General features: G+C 64.4%; 24 protein-coding genes and 1 tRNA gene. 13 read left to right on the top strand and 12 right to left on the bottom strand.

Annotated features, from left to right (window positions below; translation table 11 throughout):
* Positions 1–24 precede the first annotated feature (24 nt).
* The 3 genes from gatA to QUV21_RS13050 are packed head-to-tail and all read right to left on the bottom strand — an operon-like array spanning position 25 to position 2,448.
* A complete protein-coding gene (gene gatA / locus QUV21_RS13060) occupies positions 25–1,509 on the bottom strand; it encodes an Asp-tRNA(Asn)/Glu-tRNA(Gln) amidotransferase subunit GatA (RefSeq protein WP_300855538.1) in 1,485 nt (494 codons plus the stop codon).
* Complete coding sequence (gatC, locus tag QUV21_RS13055; protein WP_300855537.1) at positions 1,506–1,793, bottom strand: Asp-tRNA(Asn)/Glu-tRNA(Gln) amidotransferase subunit GatC; 288 nt, start codon at positions 1,791–1,793, stop codon at positions 1,506–1,508. The genes gatA and gatC overlap by 4 nt, the downstream gene beginning before the upstream one ends.
* A 46-nt stretch (positions 1,794–1,839) precedes the next feature.
* Positions 1,840–2,448 (bottom strand): hypothetical protein, encoded by a 609-nt coding sequence (locus QUV21_RS13050; protein ID WP_300855536.1) that lies wholly within the window; start codon positions 2,446–2,448, stop codon positions 1,840–1,842.
* 130 nt (positions 2,449–2,578) lie between these two features.
* On the opposite strand from QUV21_RS13050, the gene QUV21_RS13045 reads away from it, so the two are divergent.
* Positions 2,579–3,277 carry a metal-dependent hydrolase gene (locus tag QUV21_RS13045; protein ID WP_300855534.1) on the top strand — a complete coding sequence of 233 codons (699 nt, stop codon included), beginning with the start codon at positions 2,579–2,581 and terminating at the stop codon, positions 3,275–3,277.
* Here QUV21_RS13045 and QUV21_RS13040 read toward each other — a convergent pair.
* Positions 3,274–3,735: a nucleoside deaminase gene (locus tag QUV21_RS13040; RefSeq protein ID WP_300855531.1), complete on the bottom strand. Its 462-nt coding sequence runs from the start codon at positions 3,733–3,735 to the stop codon at positions 3,274–3,276. The genes QUV21_RS13045 and QUV21_RS13040 overlap by 4 nt on opposite strands.
* Positions 3,736–3,812: 77 nt before the next feature.
* On the opposite strand from QUV21_RS13040, the gene QUV21_RS13035 reads away from it, so the two are divergent.
* From QUV21_RS13035 to QUV21_RS13010, 6 genes are all read left to right on the top strand, one after another.
* Positions 3,813–4,931, top strand: a complete 1,119-nt coding sequence (locus tag QUV21_RS13035) for a pseudouridine synthase (protein WP_300855529.1) — start codon at positions 3,813–3,815, stop codon at positions 4,929–4,931.
* Between the two features lie 194 nt (positions 4,932–5,125).
* A complete protein-coding gene (locus QUV21_RS13030; RefSeq protein WP_300855527.1) occupies positions 5,126–5,989 on the top strand; it encodes a 5-bromo-4-chloroindolyl phosphate hydrolysis family protein in 864 nt (287 codons plus the stop codon).
* Positions 5,990–6,011: 22 nt separating this feature from the next.
* Positions 6,012–7,175, top strand: a complete 1,164-nt coding sequence (locus tag QUV21_RS13025) for a toxic anion resistance protein (protein ID WP_300855525.1) — start codon at positions 6,012–6,014, stop codon at positions 7,173–7,175.
* Positions 7,176–7,214: 39 nt separating this feature from the next.
* On the top strand, positions 7,215–8,147 hold the full coding sequence (locus QUV21_RS13020) for a DUF2927 domain-containing protein (protein ID WP_300855523.1): 933 nt from the start codon (positions 7,215–7,217) through the stop codon (positions 8,145–8,147).
* 22 nt (positions 8,148–8,169) lie between these two features.
* A complete protein-coding gene (locus QUV21_RS13015; RefSeq protein WP_300855521.1) occupies positions 8,170–9,267 on the top strand; it encodes an SPFH domain-containing protein in 1,098 nt (365 codons plus the stop codon).
* Between the two features lie 8 nt (positions 9,268–9,275).
* The gene (locus QUV21_RS13010; protein ID WP_300855519.1) at positions 9,276–10,418 is read left to right on the top strand and encodes a primosomal protein N' (replication factor Y) - superfamily II helicase; all 1,143 of its coding nucleotides are present in this window, start codon (positions 9,276–9,278) and stop codon (positions 10,416–10,418) included.
* Here QUV21_RS13010 and QUV21_RS13005 read toward each other — a convergent pair.
* Positions 10,415–10,603 carry a hypothetical protein gene (locus QUV21_RS13005; RefSeq protein ID WP_300855517.1) on the bottom strand — a complete coding sequence of 63 codons (189 nt, stop codon included), beginning with the start codon at positions 10,601–10,603 and terminating at the stop codon, positions 10,415–10,417. The two genes, QUV21_RS13010 and QUV21_RS13005, sit on opposite strands and share 4 nt — an antisense overlap.
* 50 nt (positions 10,604–10,653) lie before the next feature.
* Between QUV21_RS13005 and QUV21_RS13000 the strand changes: the two genes are divergently transcribed.
* Both QUV21_RS13000 and QUV21_RS12995 read left to right on the top strand, forming a co-directional pair.
* Complete coding sequence (locus QUV21_RS13000; protein ID WP_300855515.1) at positions 10,654–10,971, top strand: antibiotic biosynthesis monooxygenase family protein; 318 nt, start codon at positions 10,654–10,656, stop codon at positions 10,969–10,971.
* A 191-nt stretch (positions 10,972–11,162) separates the two neighbouring features.
* A complete protein-coding gene (locus QUV21_RS12995; RefSeq protein WP_300855513.1) occupies positions 11,163–11,720 on the top strand; it encodes a hypothetical protein in 558 nt (185 codons plus the stop codon).
* Here QUV21_RS12995 and uvrB read toward each other — a convergent pair.
* Positions 11,717–13,903 (bottom strand): excinuclease ABC subunit UvrB, encoded by a 2,187-nt coding sequence (gene uvrB / locus QUV21_RS12990; RefSeq protein ID WP_300855511.1) that lies wholly within the window; start codon positions 13,901–13,903, stop codon positions 11,717–11,719. The genes QUV21_RS12995 and uvrB overlap by 4 nt on opposite strands.
* A 183-nt stretch (positions 13,904–14,086) precedes the next feature.
* On the opposite strand from uvrB, the gene QUV21_RS12985 reads away from it, so the two are divergent.
* The 4 genes from QUV21_RS12985 to QUV21_RS12970 all read left to right on the top strand — a co-directional run bounded on the left by QUV21_RS12985 (position 14,087) and on the right by QUV21_RS12970 (position 16,088).
* Positions 14,087–14,944: a methyltransferase domain-containing protein gene (locus tag QUV21_RS12985; protein WP_300855509.1), complete on the top strand. Its 858-nt coding sequence runs from the start codon at positions 14,087–14,089 to the stop codon at positions 14,942–14,944.
* A 257-nt stretch (positions 14,945–15,201) separates the two neighbouring features.
* Positions 15,202–15,513 (top strand): ETC complex I subunit, encoded by a 312-nt coding sequence (locus QUV21_RS12980; protein ID WP_300855507.1) that lies wholly within the window; start codon positions 15,202–15,204, stop codon positions 15,511–15,513.
* A 1-nt stretch (position 15,514) separates the two neighbouring features.
* Entirely contained in the window at positions 15,515–15,979 is a 465-nt protein-coding gene (locus QUV21_RS12975; RefSeq protein WP_300855505.1) for a GNAT family N-acetyltransferase, read from the top strand.
* 32 nt (positions 15,980–16,011) lie between these two features.
* Positions 16,012–16,088 (top strand) — tRNA-Arg (locus tag QUV21_RS12970).
* A 73-nt stretch (positions 16,089–16,161) separates the two neighbouring features.
* Here QUV21_RS12970 and QUV21_RS12965 read toward each other — a convergent pair.
* From QUV21_RS12965 to QUV21_RS12940, 6 genes are all read right to left on the bottom strand, one after another.
* Positions 16,162–17,400 carry a mandelate racemase/muconate lactonizing enzyme family protein gene (locus QUV21_RS12965; protein WP_300855503.1) on the bottom strand — a complete coding sequence of 413 codons (1,239 nt, stop codon included), beginning with the start codon at positions 17,398–17,400 and terminating at the stop codon, positions 16,162–16,164.
* A 108-nt stretch (positions 17,401–17,508) separates the two neighbouring features.
* A complete protein-coding gene (locus QUV21_RS12960) occupies positions 17,509–18,750 on the bottom strand; it encodes a TCR/Tet family MFS transporter (RefSeq protein ID WP_300855501.1) in 1,242 nt (413 codons plus the stop codon).
* Positions 18,747–19,472 carry an alpha/beta fold hydrolase gene (locus QUV21_RS12955; protein WP_300855499.1) on the bottom strand — a complete coding sequence of 242 codons (726 nt, stop codon included), beginning with the start codon at positions 19,470–19,472 and terminating at the stop codon, positions 18,747–18,749. Before QUV21_RS12955 ends, QUV21_RS12960 begins: the two co-directional genes overlap by 4 nt.
* Before the next feature lie 8 nt (positions 19,473–19,480).
* Complete coding sequence (locus tag QUV21_RS12950) at positions 19,481–20,257, bottom strand: alpha/beta fold hydrolase (protein ID WP_300855497.1); 777 nt, start codon at positions 20,255–20,257, stop codon at positions 19,481–19,483.
* Complete coding sequence (locus QUV21_RS12945) at positions 20,257–21,225, bottom strand: threonine/serine dehydratase (RefSeq protein WP_300855495.1); 969 nt, start codon at positions 21,223–21,225, stop codon at positions 20,257–20,259. Before QUV21_RS12945 ends, QUV21_RS12950 begins: the two co-directional genes overlap by 1 nt.
* Positions 21,222–22,079 (bottom strand): alpha/beta hydrolase, encoded by an 858-nt coding sequence (locus tag QUV21_RS12940; RefSeq protein WP_300855493.1) that lies wholly within the window; start codon positions 22,077–22,079, stop codon positions 21,222–21,224. Before QUV21_RS12940 ends, QUV21_RS12945 begins: the two co-directional genes overlap by 4 nt.
* Between the last annotated feature and the right edge of the window lie 57 nt (positions 22,080–22,136).

The following is a 22,136-nucleotide window of genomic DNA, read 5'->3' as shown; positions in this document are numbered from 1 at the left end:
CTCAACAGGATTGTTTTCCGCCCATTACCACCATTTTTCGGCTTTGGCCACAAACCCCGCGCGACTCTCCAAAACATGCGCGTGATTGAGCAAAGAGGCCTCTTCCCATGGCCGCCCGATCAGTTGCAGACCCAGCGGCAGACCCTGTGCATCCAGCCCCACCGGGACCGCAATTCCGGGCAGGCCGGCAAGATTGACCGTCACGGTGAACACGTCATTCAGATACATCTGGATCGGGTCCGCCTCGGACATTTCGCCCAGACCAAAGGCGGCTGACGGCGTGGCGGGCGTGAGAATCGCGTCCACGCCATCGGCAAACACCGTTTCAAAGTCGCGCTTGATCAGGGCGCGGACCTTGCGGGCGCGGTTGTAATAGGCGTCATAGAAACCCGCGCTGAGGACATAGGTGCCAACCATGATCCGGCGCTGGACTTCGGGCCCGAAGCCTTCGGCGCGGGTCTTTTCATACATCTCGGTGATGCCATCGCCCGCGGACAGCTTCGCCCGATGCCCGTAGCGCACCCCGTCATAGCGGGCGAGGTTTGACGACGCCTCGGCCGGGGCGATGACGTAATAGGCTGGCAGAGCGTATCTGGTATGCGGCAGGCTGATGTCGCGGACCTCGGCGCCGGCGTCCTTCAGCATCTCGATGCCTTTTTGCCAAAGCGCCTCAATCTCGGCAGGCATGCCGTCCATGCGGTATTCGCGCGGGATGCCGATCACCTGCCCCCGGATATCGCCGGTCAGCGCGGCTTCGAAATCCGGCACCGGAATATCGGCGCTGGTGGAATCCTTCGCATCATGCCCGGACATCGCCTGAAGCATGATCGCCGCATCGCGGACCGTCTTGGTCATCGGTCCGGCCTGATCCAGCGACGAGGCAAAGGCGACCACGCCCCAGCGGCTGACCCGGCCATAGGTCGGCTTGATGCCCACAATCCCGGTAAAGGCCGCAGGCTGGCGGATCGATCCGCCGGTATCGGTGCCAGTCGCCGCAAGGCACAGGTCCGCCGCAACAGCCGAGGCCGACCCCCCGGAAGACCCGCCGGGCGTCAACTGGACGTTTGACCCCTGCCGCCGCCAAGGGTTCACCGCATTGCCGTAGCATGAGGTTTCGTTCGACGAGCCCATGGCAAACTCATCCATGTTCAACTTGCCCAGCATCACCGCACCCGCATCGAACAGCTTGGAGGTGACGGTCGATTCATACTCGGGCTTGAAGCCTTTCAGGATGTTCGACGCGGCCTGCGACGGCACGCTCCTGGTGCAGAACAGATCCTTGATCCCCAGGGGAATCCCGCACATCGCCGGGGCGTTGCCCGAGCCGATCCGCGCATCAGCCGCCCGCGCCTGTTCCAGCGCTAGTTCCGGGGTCTTGTGAACAAAGGCGTTCAACGCATCGCCCGCGTCAATCGCCGTCAGGCAGGACATGGTCAGATCGACGGCCGAAATCTCGCCCTTGCGCAAGGCGTCTCGGGCTGCGGCGATGGTCCACTGGTTCGCACTCATTCCACCACCTTCGGCACTGCAAAGAAGCCTTCCCGCGCATCGGGAGCGTTCTTCAGGATCTGCGCCTGGATATCGCCATCCGTCACCACATCCGCGCGCCGCTTCAGCCGCATCGGTGTGACCGACGTCATCGGTTCGACGCCGGATACGTCAACCTCGTTCAGCTGTTCCATGAAACCAAGGATGCCGGACAGCTTTCCGGCCAGCGCCGGAAGATCGGCTTCCTCGACCCGTATCCGGGCCAGCTTTGCCACCTTTCGGGCGGTGTCGATGTCAATGGCCATGGCGCTCTCCTTCGCGGGATCGAACAGCCGTTTAGCGCCCCTCCCGTTACTCCGCAAGCGCGGGGGGGCGGTCGCTTGGGCGATCTGTGGAGCGATCTGCGGAGAGTCGGGCAAGGGCCGACAGAAGAAGCGCAGCCGAAGTGGCGTTGATCAGGTGCCAGATCCCATGCGTGCCGAAGGGCCAGACGCCGCAAAGCGCAGGATCGAGAAACCGGAACGGCAGACCCGCCGCAAGCACGGCCGCAGACAGCGCGATACGGCTGGCGGTTGCGGGATCGCGCGCACGCAGCGCCAGCGCCGCGCCGAAGAGAACCAGCATCAGGATGAAGAACATATCCGCCGCCACCCCGAAAGCCTGCCGCAGCGCGCCGCTTTGGGACACCTGAAACACCAAGGCAACGGCGCAGAAGGCCCCGACACCGGCGGCCAAGGCTCCGACACCGACAAGGCGGCGCAATATCAGCACGCCAAGCAGAACAAGATAGATCAGGTTCGCCGCGATATCGGCCCAGACAGTCAATACCACCGAGAAGCCGTGCTGAGACGCCGACGCAATGCCCACCAGCGCCAAAGCGGCCGCCGCACGACGATCATCCCCCTCTGGCCCGCGGACGAATGCAAAGATCCCAACACCAAGAAAGGCAAGCCCTGTCAATGTGTTGAACGGCTCCGCCCCAAACCCGGGAGCAAGCCTTTCACAATAGCCATCAACCGCTTGCATCCATTGCATGGTGAAGTGTTACCTCCTTCCGCTACAGTATCGCGGTCAACGAAGGAGAACATCCATGAAAATCATCTGGCTTGGCCATTCCGGCTTTCGCATCGAAATCGAGAACGCCGTCCTGCTGGTGGACCCCTGGCTGACCGGAAACCCCCTGTTCCCCGCCGCGCGCGAGGATGAGGCAGTTTCCGGCGCAACCCATATCCTTCTGACCCACGCGCATGGCGACCATGCCGCTGACGCCGCTCGACTGGCCAGGAAACTGGGGATCAAGGTGCATTGCATCCATGAACTTGCCACATGGATCGCTGCCGAGGGCCTGGCTGAAACAGTGGGCTTCGGCAAGGGCGGCACGCTGACCCTGAGCGGCGCGAAAGTGACAATGGTCAACGCCGCCCATTCCGCCAGTATCGACTTTGCCGGCAAGGGCCTCATGCCGGGCGGCTCGGCTGCGGGGTTCATGATCGCGGGCGAGGGCCACACGATCTATGTTTCAGGCGATACCGACATAATGGCCGACATGGGCTGGATGGCCGAATACCACCAGCCCGATATCGGTATCCTGTCCTGCGGCGGGCATTACACCATGGACATGGACCGCGCCGCCTGGGCCGCGCGGAAATGGTTCAACTTCCGCTGGGTGATCCCCTGCCACTACAAGACCTTCCCGATCCTTGCGCAGGACGCCTCGGCGCTGCGGGCCGGATTGCCGCCGGGGGTGGAAGTGATCGAGCATGACGTGCTGGACCCGATCCTGATCTAGCGGCGCTCGGCGAAGAAGGCCTTCAGCATTGCCTCGGCTTCGGTTGCGGCAATGCCGTCATAAACCTGCGGCACATGGTGGCATTGCGGGTGGCTGAAGACCCGCGCGCCCACCGAGACCCCGCCCGACTTCGGATCGGCCGCGCCGTAGTAAAGCCGGTCGATCCGTGCTGCGCTGATGGCGGCGGCGCACATCGGGCAAGGCTCCAGCGTGACGTAAAGGTCATGGCCCGTCAGCCGTTCCGACCCTGCCGCCGCACAGGCCGCGCGGATCGCCAGCATCTCGGCATGGGCCGTGGGGTCAGCCAGTTCCCGCGTCCGGTTGCCAGCCCGCGCCACCACCTGACCGCCGCGCACGATGACCGCCCCGACCGGCACTTCGCCGCGCAAGGCCGCGTCCCGCGCCTCGTCCAGGGCGGCCTGCATGAAAGACCGGAACCCTTCGCGTTGCTCTTTCATCTGTCCTCAAATATCCTCGGGGGTCCGGGGGTGGAAAACCCCCGGGGCTGGCCACCCCGTGCCGAAGGATGAAGTCCATGGCCGGAAAAGAAAAGCCCAAAGCCCCCCGAAAGCCCCCCGCCGGGCCTGAGAAGACGACCGAGGGCGAACGCATCGCCAAGGTGCTGTCGCGCGCCGGCATCGCCTCGCGGCGCGAGGCGGAACGGCTGATCGAGCTTGGTGAGGTCAGTGTGAACGGCAAGGTCATCACCTCGCCCGCGCTGAACGTGACGGCGGCCGACAAGATCACCGTGCGCGGCGAACCCGTGGGCGCGCCTGAACCCGCCCGCCTCTGGCTTTACTACAAGCCCGAAGGTCTGGTCACCTCGGCCTCGGACGAAAAGGGCCGCGACACGGTCTTTGACCACCTGCCCGAGGACATGCCCCGCGTGATGTCGGTGGGCCGGCTTGACCTCAACTCGGAAGGGCTCTTGCTGCTGACCAATGACGGCGCGTTGAAACGGCGGCTGGAACTGCCGTCAACCGGCTGGCTGCGCAAGTATCGGGTGCGGGTGAAGGGCAACCCGACCGAGCCCGAGATCGAACCCCTGCGCAAGGGCATCACCATCGACGGCGAACGCTTCCAGCCGATGGAGGTCAAGATCGACCGCCACCAAGGCGCGAATGCCTGGCTGACCGTGGGCCTGCGCGAGGGCCGCAACCGCGAGATCCGCCGGGCGATGGACCATATCGGCGTGACGGTGAACCGATTGATTCGCGTGTCCTATGGCCCCTTCCGGCTGAATGAACTTGAGCCGGGCCAGGTCGAGGAGGTGCGGCCCAAGGTCTTGCGCGAACAGTTGGGGATGACGGGCGAGACCGAGGTCGAGACGCCGCGTCCGACAAGATCCGGCCCGCGCGGCGACGCGCGCCCGGGCGCCAAACTTGCCCCCAGGCAAACCGGCTCCAAGCCGGCCGCCCAGAAGCCCGCCGCCCAGAAGCCTGCCCCCAGGAAGGCCGGCAAGCCTGAAGCCGATGCCACGGCACGGCCGCCCAAGCGCCCGCTGAAGCCCGGTGCCGGACTGAAAACCCTGTCGGACAGCTGGCAGAAGGCAACGGCGCGCCCGAAACGCGACGCGGCAGATCCTTCCCGTCCCTCGACAACACCGCGCGGCGGTGCGGGCAGGTCCCGCCCCCCTGCCCCGCGCAAGGGCTGAGCCGCCTTCCGCGAAAGGGGAAGTTTGCCGCCTATTCCCCCTCCTCGCCGCTGGCATGGATGGGGGGCATCGGCTAAGGTTGGCGTCGTGAATGGTTGCAAGGGGGCGGGAATGTCGGGAACCGGACTGCGGACCCTGTCGTTTGTGCTGCTGGTGGCACTTGTTGCATATGTGGCCTGGTCCGGGGGAACGTGATGGCCGAACGGTTTGGCGGCAAATACTCTCCGACGGGCAACCGCCCGGCAGAGACGCCCGCAGCCGTCGCCCCGCCGCGTCCGGCGGGGTTGTGGCGGTGCAACGTGCTGTTCCTGTCGGCCTTCCTGTTCCTGTTTCCCGCCTTTGGCGACGGCCCACGTGACATGCTCCTGGGTTTTGCCGCCGGGGGGCTTCTGGTGCTGTCTTCCTGGGCAACGCGCGAGGGGTTGAAGGCCGAAGCCGCCTATGACGCCCGCAAGCTGGCCCGCCGCCCGGCCTTTCCGCGCAAGATCGCCGGGGCAGTCCTGACCGGTGCTTCGCTGGCCGTGGGGGGCGTGATAGCCGATCTCGGGCTGGTCTATCCCGCGCTTTTCGCACTGGTCGGGGCGGCTCTGCATTTGATGTCCTTCGGGCTTGATCCTCTGGCGGACAAGGGGATGGCGGGGGTCGATGCCTTCCAGACCGGGCGTGTTGCCAAGGCGGTGGAGGAAGGCGAAGCCCATCTGACCGCGATGAAGGATGCAATCCTGCGCGCTGGCGACCGCAAGCTGGAGGCCCGGGTGGACCGCTTTGCCAATGCCGCGCGCACCCTGTTTCGCACGATCGAGGGCGATCCGGGCGATCTGACCGCCGCGCGCAAGTATATGTCCGTCTACCTGATGGGCGCGCGTGACGCGACGATGAAGTTCGCCGACCATTACGCCCAAAGCCGCGACGCCGCCGCACGAACCGACTATGAGGCGCTGCTGACCGATCTGGAAACCACCTTTGCCAGAAAGACCACCGCCTTCCTGTCAAACAACCGCAGCGATCTGGATGTCGAAATTGCCGTGCTGCGTGACCGTCTCAAGCTTGATCATTGACGTTTTCCAAAGGGGATTGCCCATGTCCACGACCGTCCAAGCCGAAGCCGAAGCCTTCCTGACCGAAGTCGAGAAGGTGACCGCCGTGATCCTGCCCGAACCCATGGCCGAGATCGTGCCGCTGGACGCAGCCCCCGCCCCGCAGGCCGAAGCGATCCGCCAGCGGATGTCCGAGGTGGACCTGTCGAATACCCAGTCGATCATCGCCTTCGGGTCGGCCGCGCAGGCGGAATTGCAGGTGATCAGTCAGGCCATGTTGCAGGACGTGAAGAACAAGGATGTGGGGCCGGCAGGCGACAGCTTGCGCAAGATCGTCACCACGATCCGTGGCTTCGCGGTCGATGAACTTGACCTGCGCCGCGAGGCAAGCTGGTGGGAAAAACTTCTCGGCCGGGCCGCGCCCTTCGCCGAATTCGTGGCGCAATATGAAGACGTTCAGGGCCAGATCGACAAGATCACCTCCGAGCTTCTGTCGCATGAACACACCCTGCTCAAGGACATCAAAAGCCTTGATATCCTTTATGAAAAGACGCTCGACTTCTACAATGAGCTTGGCCTTTACATCGCTGCGGGCGAGGCGAAGCTGGCCGATGTGGACGCGACCGTGATCCCCGCCAAGGAAGCCGAAGTCGCCGCCGCGCCCGAAGCCGATCAGGTGATCCGGGCGCAGGAATTGCGCGACATCCGCGCTGCCCGCGATGATCTGGAACGCCGGGTGCATGATCTGAAACTGACCCGGCAGGTCACGATGCAGTCGCTTCCGTCGATCCGGCTGGTACAGGAAAATGACAAGTCGCTGGTGACCAAGATCAACTCCACCCTCGTCAACACGGTGCCGCTGTGGGAAACGCAATTGGCGCAGGCGGTCACCATCCAGCGCTCGAAGGAGGCGGCCGATGCGGTGCGTGACGCGAATGATCTGACGAACGAACTTCTGAAGGCCAATGCCGAGAACCTGCAACAGGCCAACCGGGTGGTGCGCGAGGAAATGGAGCGCGGCGTCTTCGACATCGATACGGTGAAGAACGCCAACGCGACGCTGATCGCCTCGATCAACGAAAGCCTTGCGATTGCCGACGAAGGCAAGGCCCGCCGGGCGGCGGCCGAGGTGGAACTGGTCAAGATGGAGGCAGAGTTGCGCGATACGCTTGCCTCGGCCCGCGCGCGCCAAACCAATCCCGCTTGAAGACCAGCGGACCAGAAAACAAGGACGCAGCAGACCGGCATGGCCCGACACAGGACACTCAGGACGTTTCTGGCAGGAATCGCCTGCCTTGCCTTGACGGCCTGCACGATTCCGGGCGGCCCACCCGCGGGACCGGCAATCCCCACGGCCCCCGCCCCAGCGGTGCCGACTGAAAAAAGCGCCACGGCGGCTGCCTATTACGCTCAGGTGCAGAAGGCCCTGCTGGCCCAAGGCCTTTTACGGACCGACAGTGGGGCCAATATCCCCTTCACCGACCGGATGCTGGCCGACAGCTTCCTGCGCATTGCGCTGTTTGATGAATACCGCCGGAGCAGCAGCGGCTTTGTCCGCGAGGAAACCGAAAGCCGCCTGCGCCGCTGGGAAGTCTCGGTCCGCGTCGGCCTGCGATTTGGGGCCAGCGTGCCGCCAGACCGTCAGACCACGGACCGGGCGCGGGTGGCAAGCTATCTTGCCCGGTTGTCGCAAGTGACCGGTCACCCGATCGCCATCGACGAAACGGCGCCGAACTTCCTGATCCACATCGTATCCGAAGACGAACGTGAAGCTCTTGGTCCGAAGGTCCGGGCCGCAATTCCCAGCCTTGGGCCAAACGATGTGGCCGGTATCACCAACATGCCGCGCAGCACCTATTGCCTTGTCTACGCCTTGTCCGAAGGCAACTCGGGTGCCTATACCCGTGCCTTCGCTGTCATCCGTGCCGAACACCCCGATCTTTTACGCCTGTCCTGCATGCATGAGGAAATCGCCCAGGCGCTGGGTCTGCCGAATGACAGCCCGCGCGCGCGCCCCTCGATCTTCAACGACGATGAGGAATTTGCCCTGCTGACCGACAAGGACGAGCTGATGCTGCGCATGCTTTACAGCCGCGAGCTGCGCCCCGGGATGACCCTGTCGGAAGCGCGGCCCATCGTCTATTCCCTTGCGCGTCGCCTGATGGGCGGCGACAGTTGATTGCAGCCCCACGGAGGTAGCCATGGTCTTCGATTTCCTCAAAGGCGAATTCATCGACGTCATCAGCTGGCTGGATGATACCCGCGACACGATGGTCTGGCGCTTTGACCGGCATGGCCAGGCGATCAAGATGGGGGCCAAGCTGACCGTGCGGGAAGGTCAGGCGGCGGTCTTCATCCATGAGGGCCAGCTGGCTGACGTCTTCGGCCCCGGTCTTTACATGCTTGAGACCAACAACATGCCGATCATGACCACGCTTCAGCACTGGGATCACGGCTTCCAGTCGCCGTTCAAGTCAGAGGTCTATTTCGTCAACACTACCCGGTTCAACGACCAGAAATGGGGCACCAAGAACCCGATCATGGCGCGGGATCCGGAATTTGGCCCGGTACGGCTGCGGGCGTTCGGCACCTATTCGATGCGGGTCAGCGATCCGGGCAAGTTCATTCAGGAAGTCGTGGGCACCGATGGTGAGTTCACCGCCGACGAGATCAGCTTCCAGATCCGCAACGTGATCGTCCAGCAGGTCAGTCAGGTGCTGGCAAAGTCGGGAATCCCGGTCCTCGACATGGCCGCGAACACTGCCGATCTGGGCAAGATCATTGCCAACGCCATCACACCGCAAGTGGCGGAATACGGACTGTTGATCCCGGAATTCTACATTGAAAACATCAGCCTGCCCGAAGAGGTGGAAAAGGCGATGGACAAGCGCACCTCGATCGGGGTGGCGGGCGACCTTCAGAAATACATGCAGTACAACGCGGCCGAAGCGATGGGCCAGCCGGGCTCCGCAATGGGCGCGGCCATGGGGGCCGGGATGGGCGCCGGCATGGGAATGGGCATGGCGCAGAACATGGGGCCGTGGGGGGCCAGCCCGGCCGCACCTCCGCCGCCGCCGGCCCCGCCGCCCGTGCCTGCCGCGAAGCTCTGGCATCTGGCCGAGAACGGCGCGACCTCTGGACCCTTCGCCGAGGCGGATCTGGCCGGCCTTGCCGCCGCCGGACGGCTGTCGCGCGCTTCGATGGTCTGGACCCCGGGGCAGGACGGCTGGAAAATGGCGGCCGAGACCGACCTTGTCCGCCTGCTTGACAGCCTGCCCCCGCCACCGCCGAAACCCTGACACCCGTCATGGCCGCACAGGAACACCGCTGGCCCTGCGCGCAATGCGGGGCGCAACTGCGCTATGCGCCGGGCCAGACCAGCCTGACCTGCGACCATTGCGGCCATGTCCAGGCCATCCCGCGCGAGACCCCGTCATCGCGCGCCAAGGCCTTGCAAGAGCTTGATCTGGTGCGCGGATTGCGCGACCAGCTTCCGGTTTCGGACATGGAGGAAAGCCGCACCACCTCATGCCCCGGTTGCGGCGCGACGGTCGAGATCACCGGCGCCACCCATGCCACCGAATGTCCGTTCTGCGCGACGCCCGTGGTGCTGGACACCGGCACCCGGCGCCACATCAAGCCGCAGGCGCTGGTGCCTTTCGCGCTGACCGAAGCCGAGGCACGCAAGGCGATGATCGCCTGGATGGGAAGCCTGTGGTTCGCGCCCGGCACCCTTTTGGAATATGCCCGCAAGGGGCGGGCGATGAACGGGATCTATGTGCCGTTCTGGACCTTCGACGCCGATACCGCCAGCCGCTATTCCGGCGAGCGGGGCGAGTATTACTATGAGACCCGCACCGTGACTGTCCGGGTCAACGGCAAGACGGAACAGCGTCAGGAACAGGTCCGGCACACGCGCTGGTACCCGGCCTCGGGTCGGGTGGCGCGGGTGTTTGACGATGTGCTGGTCATGGCATCGACCAGCCTGCCCGCCCGGCTGGGCAATGAGCTGACCCCGTGGGATCTGGGCGCCCTTGTTCCCTACAGCCCTGATTTTCTTGCCGGTTTTCAGGCGGAAGGCTATACCGTGCCGCTGTCTGACGGCCATGCCACGGCCCGCGACCGGATGGCCGATGTGATCCGCAGCGACGTGCGCCGCAGCATCGGGGGCGATGAACAGCGCATCCATTCCGTCGACACGCGCTGGTCGGATGAAACCTTCAAGCACATCCTGTTGCCGGTCTGGATGGCCGCCTACAAGTATAACGGCAAGAGTTACCGCTTTCTGGTTAACGGCCAGACCGGAGAGGTGCAGGGCGAACGTCCGTGGTCGGTCTGGAAGATCGCCTTTGCGGTGATTGTCGTTGCAGCACTTGCACTTGCAGCCGTCTATCTGGCCGACCCGGATGCACTTGGCCTGCCGCCACCCGACTGGCTGGACGGGCGCTAATCGCCCTTGCGGTTCAAAAGCAGAGCCCAGGCGGCGTAGGCTCCGGCGGCAAGGAACAGCACCCCCCACATCGGCGAGCCGATCCAGAAAAGCTCGGCCAGCCCCCAGCCGGTGGGCAGCAGCACCGTCACCCAGCGCACCCAGGGTCTTGCAAAGAACGGGTCGTCCGGATCAAGAAGTTTCATCCCAGCTTCCCCAATTCTGTGGCATGATGGATCATGGCAGGGAGGACGACATGCCAAAGATTGTCAAGGATTTCCAAGGACAAACCGTCATCACCACCTTCGAGACCACGCCGGCGATGGCCTTTGATCTGATCGAAGCGCTGGAAGTGGCCTACCGCGACTGCATCCGGCTGCAACCGGGATTCATTGCGGCCGGGCTGCACATGAATGACGCCCGAACGCGGGTCTGCAACTATTCCCAGTGGCGCGCGCGCGAAGATTATCAGGCAATGCTGCGGACGCCCGAAATGCGGGAAAGAAACCGCAAGATCAACGAGCTGTGCAAAGGGTTCGAGCCGGTGATGTATGAGGTGACGGGGGTGTTTTGAACACCCTTGCGGCAGTCTTTTAACTTCAACGGGTTAGGCGGATTCCAAGGGCCTTCTTTCTATCTTGCCCGCGTCTTCCTTCCGTCTCTACGCACGGGGAGATCGTGGTAAGTTAATCATCTGGGGCGAATCGGGCGCGTTTTGCATGAGAGGACTTTGCAGATCTTCCTGCGTCACGATAGCTTGCGCGCATGTTGAAGACACTCTTCTCTGGACAGGGCGCCGAAGCCCTTGCCTGGATCGCCGTGATGACGGCGGCGCTGGTCGCCGTCTTTTTGCTGCTTCGCATCCTGCGACCTCAAACAAGGGGATCCGACGAGACCTGGATCCTGGTTGACGGGTCCAATGTCATGCACTGGCAAGACAATATGGCGCGGCTTCAACCAGTCCGTGAGACTGTCGCGTTTCTGAAGTCGCTTGGTTATGTACCCGGCGTTGTTTTCGATGCCAATGCGGGCTGGAAACTGGAAGGCCGCTATCTGCATGACGGCGATTTCGCGAGACGATTGGATCTGGGGACACGGCAAGTAATGGTCGTGCCCAAGGGGACACAAGCCGATCCCTTTCTGCTTACGACGGCGCGAGAGTTTGGCGCGCGGATCGTGACCAATGACCGTTTCCGCGACTGGGCCGAGGCACATCCCGAAGTGAAGGAACCGGGGTTCCTGATCCGTGGCGGCTATCGCAACACTGGCGAGTTCTGGCTGGCCGAGGTTGCGCCATTAGCTACCGCCAGGGCGGCCAGCTAGCGTCCCCGCCCCCTGCTTCGCTTCCCACCCCTCTGCCCCGCCCGTCCCGCCGTGGACCGGCCAGCCATCTTCACCGCCTCTTCAACCGCCTCCTCGATCACCTCTTGCCGGGCGAAGGGGTCGTCGGCCACCGCAAGCTCCACCGCTTCCAGCCGCTTCACCTCATCGCGCAGGCGGGCGGCTTCCTCGAATTCGAGGTTTTCGGCGGCCTTGCGCATGGCCAGCCGCAGCGCGTCCAGATGCGCGGCGAGGTTCGAGCCGACCATGGGCTTGTCAATCTTCGTCGTGATCCGTGCCTGATCGGTGTCACCTTCCCAGAGGCCAAAGAGAACATCCTCGACGTTCTTCTTGACGGTCTCCGGGGTGATGCCATGTTTCAGGTTGTAGGCAACCTGCTTTTCGCGGCGCCGGTTGGTTTCCCCGATGGCGCGTTCCATGCTGCCGGTCATCCGGTCGGCATACATGATCACCCTGCCTTCCGAGTTGCGGGCGGCGCGACCGATGGTCTGGATAAGGCTGGTTTCAGACCGCAGGAAGCCTTCCTTGTCAGCGTCCAGGATCGCCACAAGACCACATTCGGGAATATCCAGACCTTCGCGCAGAAGGTTGATGCCGACCAGCACGTCAAATGCCCCCAGCCGCAAATCCCGCAGGATTTCAATGCGTTCGATCGTGTCGATGTCGCTGTGCATGTAGCGCACGCGGATGCCCTGTTCGTGCAGGTAATCAGTCAGATCCTCGGCCATGCGCTTGGTCAGGACCGTGGCAAGGGTGCGCAGGCCACGGGCGGCGACCTTGCGGATCTCGTCCAGGAGGTCGTCGACCTGCATTTCCACCGGCCGGATTTCGACCTGCGGGTCGATCAGGCCGGTGGGGCGGATGACCTGTTCAGTGAAGACGCCGCCGGTCTGTTCCATCTCCCAAGCCGCGGGGGTGGCGGAGACGAAGACGGATTGCGGGCGCATCGCGTCCCATTCTTCAAACTTCAGGGGCCGGTTGTCCATGCAGCTGGGCAGGCGGAACCCGTGTTCAGCCAGCGTCAGCTTGCGGCGGAAGTCACCCTTGAACATGCCGCCGATCTGGGGGACCGAGACATGGGATTCGTCGGCGAAGACGATGGCGTTATCGGGGATGAATTCGAACAGCGTCGGCGGCGGTTCGCCCGGCGCGCGGCCTGTCAGATAGCGCGAGTAGTTTTCAATCCCGGCGCAGGCGCCGGTGGCTTCAAGCATTTCAAGATCAAAGTTGGTGCGCTGTTCAAGGCGTTGGGCTTCCAGCAGTTTCCCTTCGCCGGTGAGCTGTTTCAGGCGGTGGAAAAGCTCTTCCTTGATGCCCTTGGTCGCCTGCGCCAGCGTGGGGCGCGGGGTGACGTAGTGGCTGTTGGCGTAAAGCCGGATCTGCTTGAAATTGTCGGTCTTGGCACCGGTCAGAGGGTCGAATTCGGTGATCGATTCCAGTTCCTCGCCAAAGAAGGAAAAGCGCCACGCGCGGTCTTCAAGGTGGGCGGGCCAGACCTCCAGGCTGTCGCCCCGCACCCGGAAGGCACCCCGCTGGAACGAGGCCTCCAGCCGTTTGTATTGCTGGGCGACCAGTTCAGCGATCACCCGGCGCTGGTCATACATCTGGCCGACCACAAGGTCTTGCGTCATGGCCGAATAGGTTTCCACCGACCCGATGCCGTAGATGCAGGAGACCGAGGCCACGATGATCACGTCGTCACGTTCCAGAAGCGCCCGGGTGGCCGAGTGGCGCATCCGGTCGATCTGTTCGTTGATCTGGGATTCCTTCTCGATATAGGTATCGGTCCGCGCCACATAGGCCTCGGGCTGGTAGTAGTCATAGTAGCTGACGAAGTATTCCACTGCGTTATCAGGGAAGAAGCCCTTGAATTCCCCATACAATTGCGCGGCAAGCGTCTTGTTCGGTGCAAGGATGATGGCCGGGCGCTGGGTCTGTTCGATCACCTTGGCCATGGTGAAGGTCTTGCCGGTTCCGGTCGCGCCCAAAAGCACCTGATTGCGTTCGCCTGCCAACACCCCCGCCGTCAGTTCGGCAATCGCGGTCGGCTGGTCGCCTGCGGGCTGAAACGGGGTTGAAAGGGTGAAGCGGCGCCCGCCCTCCAGCTTGGGCCGGGTCAGCACGTCGGGGCGTTCAGCGATGGCGTTGGAATTGTTGTGCGGCATGGCGCGGACTGCTTCCAGACTGGGGAAAGGCTTGGGCGTCGCGGCGGGCGACTCGCGGCCTGCTAGATTTGATCCGTTTTTGTTCCAATTCAAGCGCAGATCCTTCGGATGGCACGCCAAGGGGGGTGAAACCGTTGCCGACAGGCGGTGAAGCGGCTAAGGCTCGCGCCCAAGAGGTGCAAGATGGCTGACAAGATCGACACGCGGGCCGTGGGGCTGGATGTGGGGCTGGCGTTCATCCGCTGGCTGACCGGGGCGGAAAACCTGCATTACGGGCTTTGGACCGGGCTTGAGGTGACGGCAGGCAACCTGAGGACGGCGCAGGATGCCTATACGGTCAAGCTGTTCGGCTACCTGCCGGAAGGGCCACTGCGGATACTGGACATCGGTGGCGGCGCGGGCGAGACGGCGAAGAAACTCCTCGCGCTGGGCCACAAGGTCGAGATCGTGGTACCATCGGCGTTTCTGGCGGCGCGCTGCCGGGAAAATGCGCCGGGTGCGGTGGTTCATGAATGCACCTTTGAAGACTTTGCCGGAGCCGGGCCGTTTGATCTGTGTCTGTTTTCCGAAAGTTTTCAGTATATTCCCTTTGCCGAAAGCCTGCCGAAATGCGCCCGCCTGCTGGCCCCCGGGGGGCAGGTGCTGATTGCCGACTGCTTTCGCAGCGCCGCTTACCGCAGCCGGTCTGCCCACGGACCCCAGCCGGGGGGCGGACACCCGCTGGCAGCGTTCCGTGCCGCGCTGGCGGAGTCTGACTTCACGGTCGCGGCCGAGGAAGAGATTACCGACGCCGTGGCCCCCTCGATCGATCTGGAGCAGGGTTTGTTCAACGTGATCGGTCACGGCCTGACCCGGGTCAGTGACGCGATCCATGAAAGCAAACCTGCGGCCCATTGGGCCTTGTCAAAGCTGGTGGCGCTGTTCCTGTCGCGCAAGCGCCGGCGCAACCTGATGCAGCGCCTGACAGAAACCACGCGCTCGGCCGAAGTGTTCCGGAAGTTCAACCACTACTTGATCTTGCGGCTGGTGCAGAAGGGCTGACGATGGCGAACCGGGTTGCGGAAGACAGCCGCAGATTTCATTCTTGGGTGTTTTTTAATCTCTTCATTCATCTTATGGTTGCATTTTGCTGGCGCTTCGGGCAGCTTGGTCGGGCAAGCAGCAACTGAAGCTGTCGGCTGGTCTTACCCCACCCCACCCACACCCCAAGATCAGCCGACAGTCTTTTGCGACTGAAGGTCGTGCTTGCGCTTTACCGAAACCTTATCGATAACGTCCCAAACGCCGGGAGTTTTGCGATGCGTGCTCGTATCTATCAGCCAGCCAGAACCGCCATGCAGTCGGGGACCGCCAAGACCCAGCAATGGGTGCTGGAATTTGCACCGGCCTCTGAACGCGAGGTTGACCCGCTGATGGGCTGGACGTCTTCCTCGGACACTCAGGCGCAGGTTCGCTTGCGCTTTGACAGCCGGGAGGCGGCGCTGGCCTACGCGGCGGAAAAGGGCATCGAGGCGGACGTGCAAGACCCGAAACCGCGCCGTGCGATTATCCGGCCACGCGGTTATGGCGAAAACTTCGCAACCGACCGCAGGGGTGTCTGGACCCACTGACATGGCGTTCCTGATCACCGAAGAACACCCGTTGACCCCCGACCTGGAGCTTTTGTTCCAGCGCCACACGGCAGACATGCACGCCGACACCCCGCCGGAATCGATTCACATGATGGACAAGGGCGCGTTGGCGGCCCCCGGTATCCGGTTCTTCGTGCTGCGCGAAGACGGTGCGGCCCTGGCGATGGGGGCGTTCAAGCGGATTGACGCGGGTCACGCCGAAATCAAGTCGATGCATGTGCTGGTCGAGGCACGGGGGCGCGGGCTTTCCAAGGCGATGCTGGACCATCTGCTGGCCGAGGCCCGGGCGGACGGGTTTGCAAGGCTGAGCCTGGAGACCGGCGTGCAGCCCACCTTTGTCGCCGCCCGCGCCCTGTATGCGCGGGCCGGCTTCGTGGACTGCCCGCCGTTCGAGGGGTATTGGGACGACCCGAATTCGGTCTTCATGACAAAGATACTTGCCTGACCTTTGGCCTTGCCGCAAAAGAGGCATCGCGCGGGCCCGTAGCTCAACTGGATAGAGCAAGGACCTTCTAAGTCCGAGGTTGAGGGTTCGATTCCTTCCGGGCCCGCCACTTTCCCGAAAGTGCCGCCGTCCTCATGGGCATCGAGCCCATTCGGACGGCGTTGCCACGGCCAGCCTTGCCGTCAGGTCTTCGCTGACGGCGCGCCGCCTTCGAAGCGGTTGCCGTGGCGATAGTCGCAAGGTGCCTCTTGCATCTGAAGGTGCAACCCGGTGCCGGTGAAGGGATGCGCGCGGGCGAGGTCTTCATCAAACTCGATGCCAAGGCCGGGGGCGTCGGGCGGGATGATGTAGCCGTCTTCCCATTTGATCGAGTTCTTGATCAGCTTCAGGTGGAAGGCACCGCCGGTTTCGATCGTCTCAGCGATCAGAAGGTTCGGGATCGAGGCGGCGAAGTGAACGTTGGCCGCCCATTCGACGGGACCGGCGTAAAGATGCGGGGCCATCTGGGCGTTGAAGATCTCGGCCATGGCCGCGATCTTCTTGGCCTCCCAGATGCCGCCCACCCGGCCCAGCGCCGGTTGCAGGATCTTGACGCCGCCGGCGCGGAGAAGGGTGCCGAATTCGGCCTTGGTCGTCATGCGTTCGCCAGTGGCGAGGGGGACGCGGACGGATTTGGCGACCTCGGCAAACTCCAGGAAGTTGTCTGGCGGGATCGGTTCTTCGTACCAGAGCGGGTTGTAGGGTTCCAACTCGCGGCCCATGCGGATGGCGCCGGGGGTGGAGAACTGGCCATGGGTGCCGAAGAGAAGGTCGACCCGGTCGCCCACCGCTTCGCGGATCGCCTTGCAGAAGGCGACGCTGCGGGTGATGTCGGACATGGCGGGTTCGTGGCCGCCGCGAATGGTATAGGGGCCGGCGGGGTCAAACTTCACCGCGGTGAAGCCCGCGTTCATGAAGCGGACGGCTGCGGCGGCGGCAGCGTCGGGATCAACCCAGAATTCGGCCGATTCCTGTCCCGGCGCCGGGTAGAGGTAAGTGTAGCTGCGGATCCGCTCGTTGATCTTGCCGCCCAGAAGCGCCCAGACCGGGCGGTTGCGGGCCTTGCCGAGGATGTCCCAGCACGCAATCTCCAGCCCGGAAAATGCGCCCATCACGGTGGGATCAGGCCGCTGGGTGAAGCCGGAGGAGTAGGCGCGGCGGAACATCAGTTCGATGTTTTCGGGGTTTTCGCCGAGCATGTGGCGTTCGAACACGTCTTCGATGACAGCCTGCATGGCCTTGGGGCCAACGGTGGAGGCGTAGCATTCGCCGTAGCCGACGATCCCGGTATCGGTGGTCAGCTTGGGGAAGATCCAGTAGCGGCCGCCCCAACCCGGAAAGGGCGGCGCGACGATGAAGATTTCGAGGTGCTTCAGTTTCATGGCGTGGTCTTTCCGGCTGTCGGTGCGGCGGGGGTTTCACACCCCCGCACCCCCGTGGGATATTTGCGCAGAGAGGAAGTTAGGGACAAAATGGGCGGCATGCATCCCTCATTGCGACCGAACTGGTCGCAGTCGGTGTCCGAGGACATGAAGGGCAATGCAGGCAAGCATCAGGGTTGCAGCAAGAAGGAAGGGCGCGCCGGGGGCGAAGACAGGCGCGGTCGGGCCGGTGAAGGTGGCGAAGGTCGTGGTCATGATCAAGGGCGCGGTGATCATGGCGATGGCGTTCAAGCTGGCGAAGACGCCTTGCAGCTCGCCCTGGGCATTGGCGGGCGTCGCACGGGAGGCGATGGCCTGCAAGGCAGGCGTGACAACGCCGCCAAGGGCCGTGACCGGGGTCAGCATCAGCGCCAGAACGGGGGAGACGACGAGGCCGAGGCCGACAAGGGTGACCACGTTGACCCACATCCCGTAATGCGCGGCGCGGTGCTCGCCAAAGCGGCGGATCAGGGGGCCGACCAGCATTGCCTGACCAACGGCGAAGGAGACCCCGTAGATCGCAAGCGAGACGCCAACCATCGTGCTGTCCCAGCCAAAGCGGGCCTGACCGAAATAGGCCCAGACGGTTGGGTAGACGTTCATCGCGATACCGAGGATGAGGTAGGTGGCAAGGATCAGGCGCAGGCCCGGCAGGCGGTCAAGCGCACGCAGCGCCCCAAGGGGGTTGGCGCGGGCAAGGGCGAAAGGGCGGCGGGTGGCGTCGGTCACGGTTTCGGGCAGGACGAAATAGCCAAACGCCATGTTTGCCAGCGCAAGCGCCCCGGCCGCGTAGAAGGGTGCGCGGGAATCGATTGCTCCCAATAGCCCGCCGATCAGCGGGCCAAGGACGAAGCCGACCCCAAAGCCCGCTCCGATGAGCCCGAAGCGCCGGCCGCGTTCGTTTGGGGGTGTGAAGTCGGCGATATAGGCCCCCGCCGTGGCAAAGGTTGCCGCCGTGATCCCCGCGACCAGGCGTGCGGCAAGGAGAAGCCAGATCGAACCGGCCAGCGCCATGACCAGATAATCCGCCGCCATCACGGCCAGCGACAAAAGCAGCACCGGCCTGCGACCAAAGCGGTCGGACAGCGCGCCGATGACCGGGCCGAACAGAAACTGCATGACCGCAAAGGCGGCGGCGAGGACGCCACCCCAGAGCGCGGCCTCGGAAAGGGGGCGGCCTGTCACCTCTTGGATCAGATCGGGCATGACCGGAAAGATCAGGCCGATGCCGATGGCATCCAGCGTGACAGTCGTCAGGATGAAGGTGAGGGCAAGGCGGCTGTTTGCCGGGCCGATGTTCGAAACTGTCAACCTTTGGCCTCATGTGGTGATCCATGGCGGATCTTGTGCAGAATTTCTGCAAGTCGGGCCGCAAGCTGATCTGGCATCGACAGGAAGGGCGAGTGGCTCGCCTCAAGGGATGTCATCGCTTCTGGCGGCAGGGCCTGGGCCATCCGGGCCTGATACTCGGGCGGGATGGCGCGGTCCTGCTGGCAGACGATGTAGTGCCGCGGGAGGGACTGCGCGGCCTTGGGCCAAAGCGGGGTTTCCTGCGGGGTCACCGGTTGCGGGCAAAGCTGGGCGGTGGCGGCGGCAGCGACCTCGGGCAGGCAGTCGTGGTAGAAGACTGCCGCGGCAAGTGCCGGATCGACGGTAAAGCTGATCCGGTCCTGCCCCATGCGGATCGCGGGAAGCAGGGGTTGCGACGGCCCGGCGCGGCGCATGTCGGCAAGGCTTTGGCCGGAGGCGGGCAGATAGGCGCAAAGGTAGATCAGGCCGGCAAAGCGGCTGGGGGCTGCCTCGGCTGCGGCGGTGATGGCGTAGCCGCCGGCAGAATGGCCGACAAGGACGGTGCCGGGGCTGGCGGCGGCAAGGATCGCGCGGGCGTAGTCGCCCAGCGTGGTGGGGCTGCCGTCACGGCCGGGCAGGTCGATCGCGGTGGCGCTGACGCCAAGCCGGGAGAGCGCGGGGATCACCGCGTCCCAGCACCAGGCCCCGTGGCAGGATCCGTGGATGAGGAGAAGGTCAGACATGGGTGTTCTCAATCATGGGCTATCCGGGTCAGGAAGGCGCAGAGGGCATCCGCGAAGGGCCGGGGATGTGTCAGCATGGCCAGATGGCTGGCACCGGGCAGAAGGTGGAAATCCGACCCGGCAACCAGATCTGCGGTTTCGCGCTGCATGTCGGGCGGGGTCTTGCGGTCATCGCCGCCCGCAAGGATCAGGGTCGGCAAGGTCAGCATGGCGGTGGTCTGGTAAAAATCGGTATTGGCGACAGCTGCGGCGAGGCCCAGCCAACCCTCGGTCCGGGTGCGGGCCAGCATCTGTTGCACCTGACTGGCGGCGGGCAGGCTGCGCCAGCGGGGGCCAAGGAGGGTTGCAGCCTCGGCGTCAAGGTCCGCACCTTGGGCAGTCAGCGCGGCGATGCGGCGTTGCCAGAGGTCGGGGTTGCCGAAACGCGTGGCCGATCCGGTCAGCACCATCGCGCGGACCAGATCAAGGCGCTTGACCGCCAGGCCCTGGGCGACAAGACCGCCTTCGCCTGCGCCAAGGATCACGGCGTCTTTCAGGGCGAAATGCTGCATCAGCCGTTCAGTGTCGCGGATCAGCGCGCCCATGCTGTAAGGCGGGGCCGGGGTGTCAGACTGGCCGTGGCCGCGCAGGTCAAGGCGCAAGAGGCGGTGGCGGGAAAGCCGGGGCAGGATCGCGTCCCACAAGTGCAGGTCAAGGCCAAGGCCGTGGATCAACACCACCGGCGGGGCGGTTGCAGGCCCGCTCAGCTCGGCGTTCAGGCGCAGATCGTCCAGCCAGACCAGCATCAGGCGCACCGGGAAAGGGCGGTGGCAAAGGTGGCGGGGTCGACGTTGCCACCTGTTGCAACGGCGATCACGGTGTCGGGCAGATCGGGTGCGAAAAGGGCGGCGGCCAGGGCCACCGCTCCGCCGGGTTCCAGCACGATCCGCAGATGGGTGAAGGCCAGCGCCATGGCTTGCAATGCCTGATCGTCGGTGACGACAAGGCCGGGGCCGGCAAGGCGTTGCAGGATGGGAAAGGTCAACTCGCCGGGCGTGGGCGTCAGGATTGCATCGCAGACAGACCCGGTGGCGGCAGGGTTCTTCAGGCGGGTTCCGGCGGCAAGGGAACGGGCCATGTCGTCAAATCCTGCGGGTTCGGCGGTATGGACGGTCAAGCCGGGGGCATAGGCCTTTAGCGCCAGTGCGATGCCGGATGCAAGCCCGCCGCCGCCGCAGCAGACAAGAACCGGGGCATCGGTCACCCCTGCCACGTTCGCCTGCGCGGCAAGTTCAAGGCCGACGGTCCCCTGCCCCGCGATGACCTGCGGGTCGTCATAGGGCCTGATCAGCGTCAGGCCCCGGGCTTCGGCAAGGGTGGCACCGATGGCGTCGCGGTTTTCGGTCTCGCGGTCGTAAAGCACCACCTCGGCCCCATAGGCCCGGGTATTGGCAACCTTTACCGCTGGCGCATCCGACGGCATCAGGATCACGCAGGGCGATCCGTGGCGAGCGGCGGCCAGGGCCACGCCTTGCGCGTGGTTGCCAGAGGAATAGGCGATCACGCCGCGCGCCCTTGCCTGCGGGTCAAGCGCAGACACGGCAGACCAGCCGCCCCGCGCCTTGAAGCTGCCGGTCAGTTGCAGACACTCGGCCTTCACCAGCACCCGGCGCCCGGCCACCCGGTCCAAGAGCGGCGCGTGCAGCAAGGGCGTTTGCCGGACGTGGCCGGACAGGCGTTGGGCTGCGGCGGTGATACTGGCGATGTCGGTCATTGCAGCGCCTTCAGGAAGCTGTGGATCAGCGCCACGGCTTCGGGTTCGTCAAGAAACGGGATGTGGGCGCGGTCCGGCACTTCGGCAAACGCCATGTCAGGACGGCGGACGCGCATCTTCGCGGTGGTCTCTGGCGTCAGCAGGTCCGAGTTCGCCCCCCGGATCAGCGCCAATGGCAGTCCAGCCAGCGCGTCGAAAAGGGGCCACAGGTCCACCGGGGGGCCTTCGAAGGCGGCAAGGAACGCCTCGCGCAGGGCGGGGTCATAGCGGGTGCGCAGGCCGTCAGGGGTTTCGACGGCCAGCTTGCGCGCTTCGTCCAGCCAGCGGGAGGCGGGAACATTGGCAAAGCCGGGGGTTCTGGCCAGCCGTTCGGCAAAGCCTTCGTAGGTTTTGCCCGCAGGATTGCGCCCGACATAATCGAAGATACGCTCCAGACCCTCGCGCCCGATTTCCGGGCCAACATCGTTCAGGCACAGGCCCAGCACCCTTCCCCGCGCTACAGCCCCCAGCACCATCCCGATCAGCCCCCCGCGTGAGGTGCCAAGGATGGCGGCCTGTTCCACCCCCAGATGGTCAAGCAACGCCAGCACGTCCTTGGCTTCCTGTTCGATGGTATAGGTCGCGGCCCCGGTCCAGTCACTTGCCCCCCTGCCCCGGTAGTCCATGCGGATCAGGCGCAGGGGCGGCAGGTGCGGGACCAGATAATCAAAGTCGGCCATGCTGCGGGTCAGGCCGGCCAGACACAGAAGCGGCAGGCCTGTGCCTTGGTCACGATAGGCGATGCGGCAGCCGTCAGGGGCGGTGAAGTGCTGGGCGTCGGCTGGCAGACTGTCAGGTGGCAGGGCGTCGGGCATGGCAAAGCTTCCTTTGCCCGCACCGTGGCATGCGGCAGGGGCGCAGGAAAGGGGGCA

This window comes from Tabrizicola sp., from assembly GCF_030373185.1.
Taxonomy (GTDB): Bacteria; Pseudomonadota; Alphaproteobacteria; order Rhodobacterales; family Rhodobacteraceae; genus Tabrizicola.
Note: the sequence above shows the minus strand (reverse complement) of the source record. Positions and strands in the feature narration are given on the sequence as shown.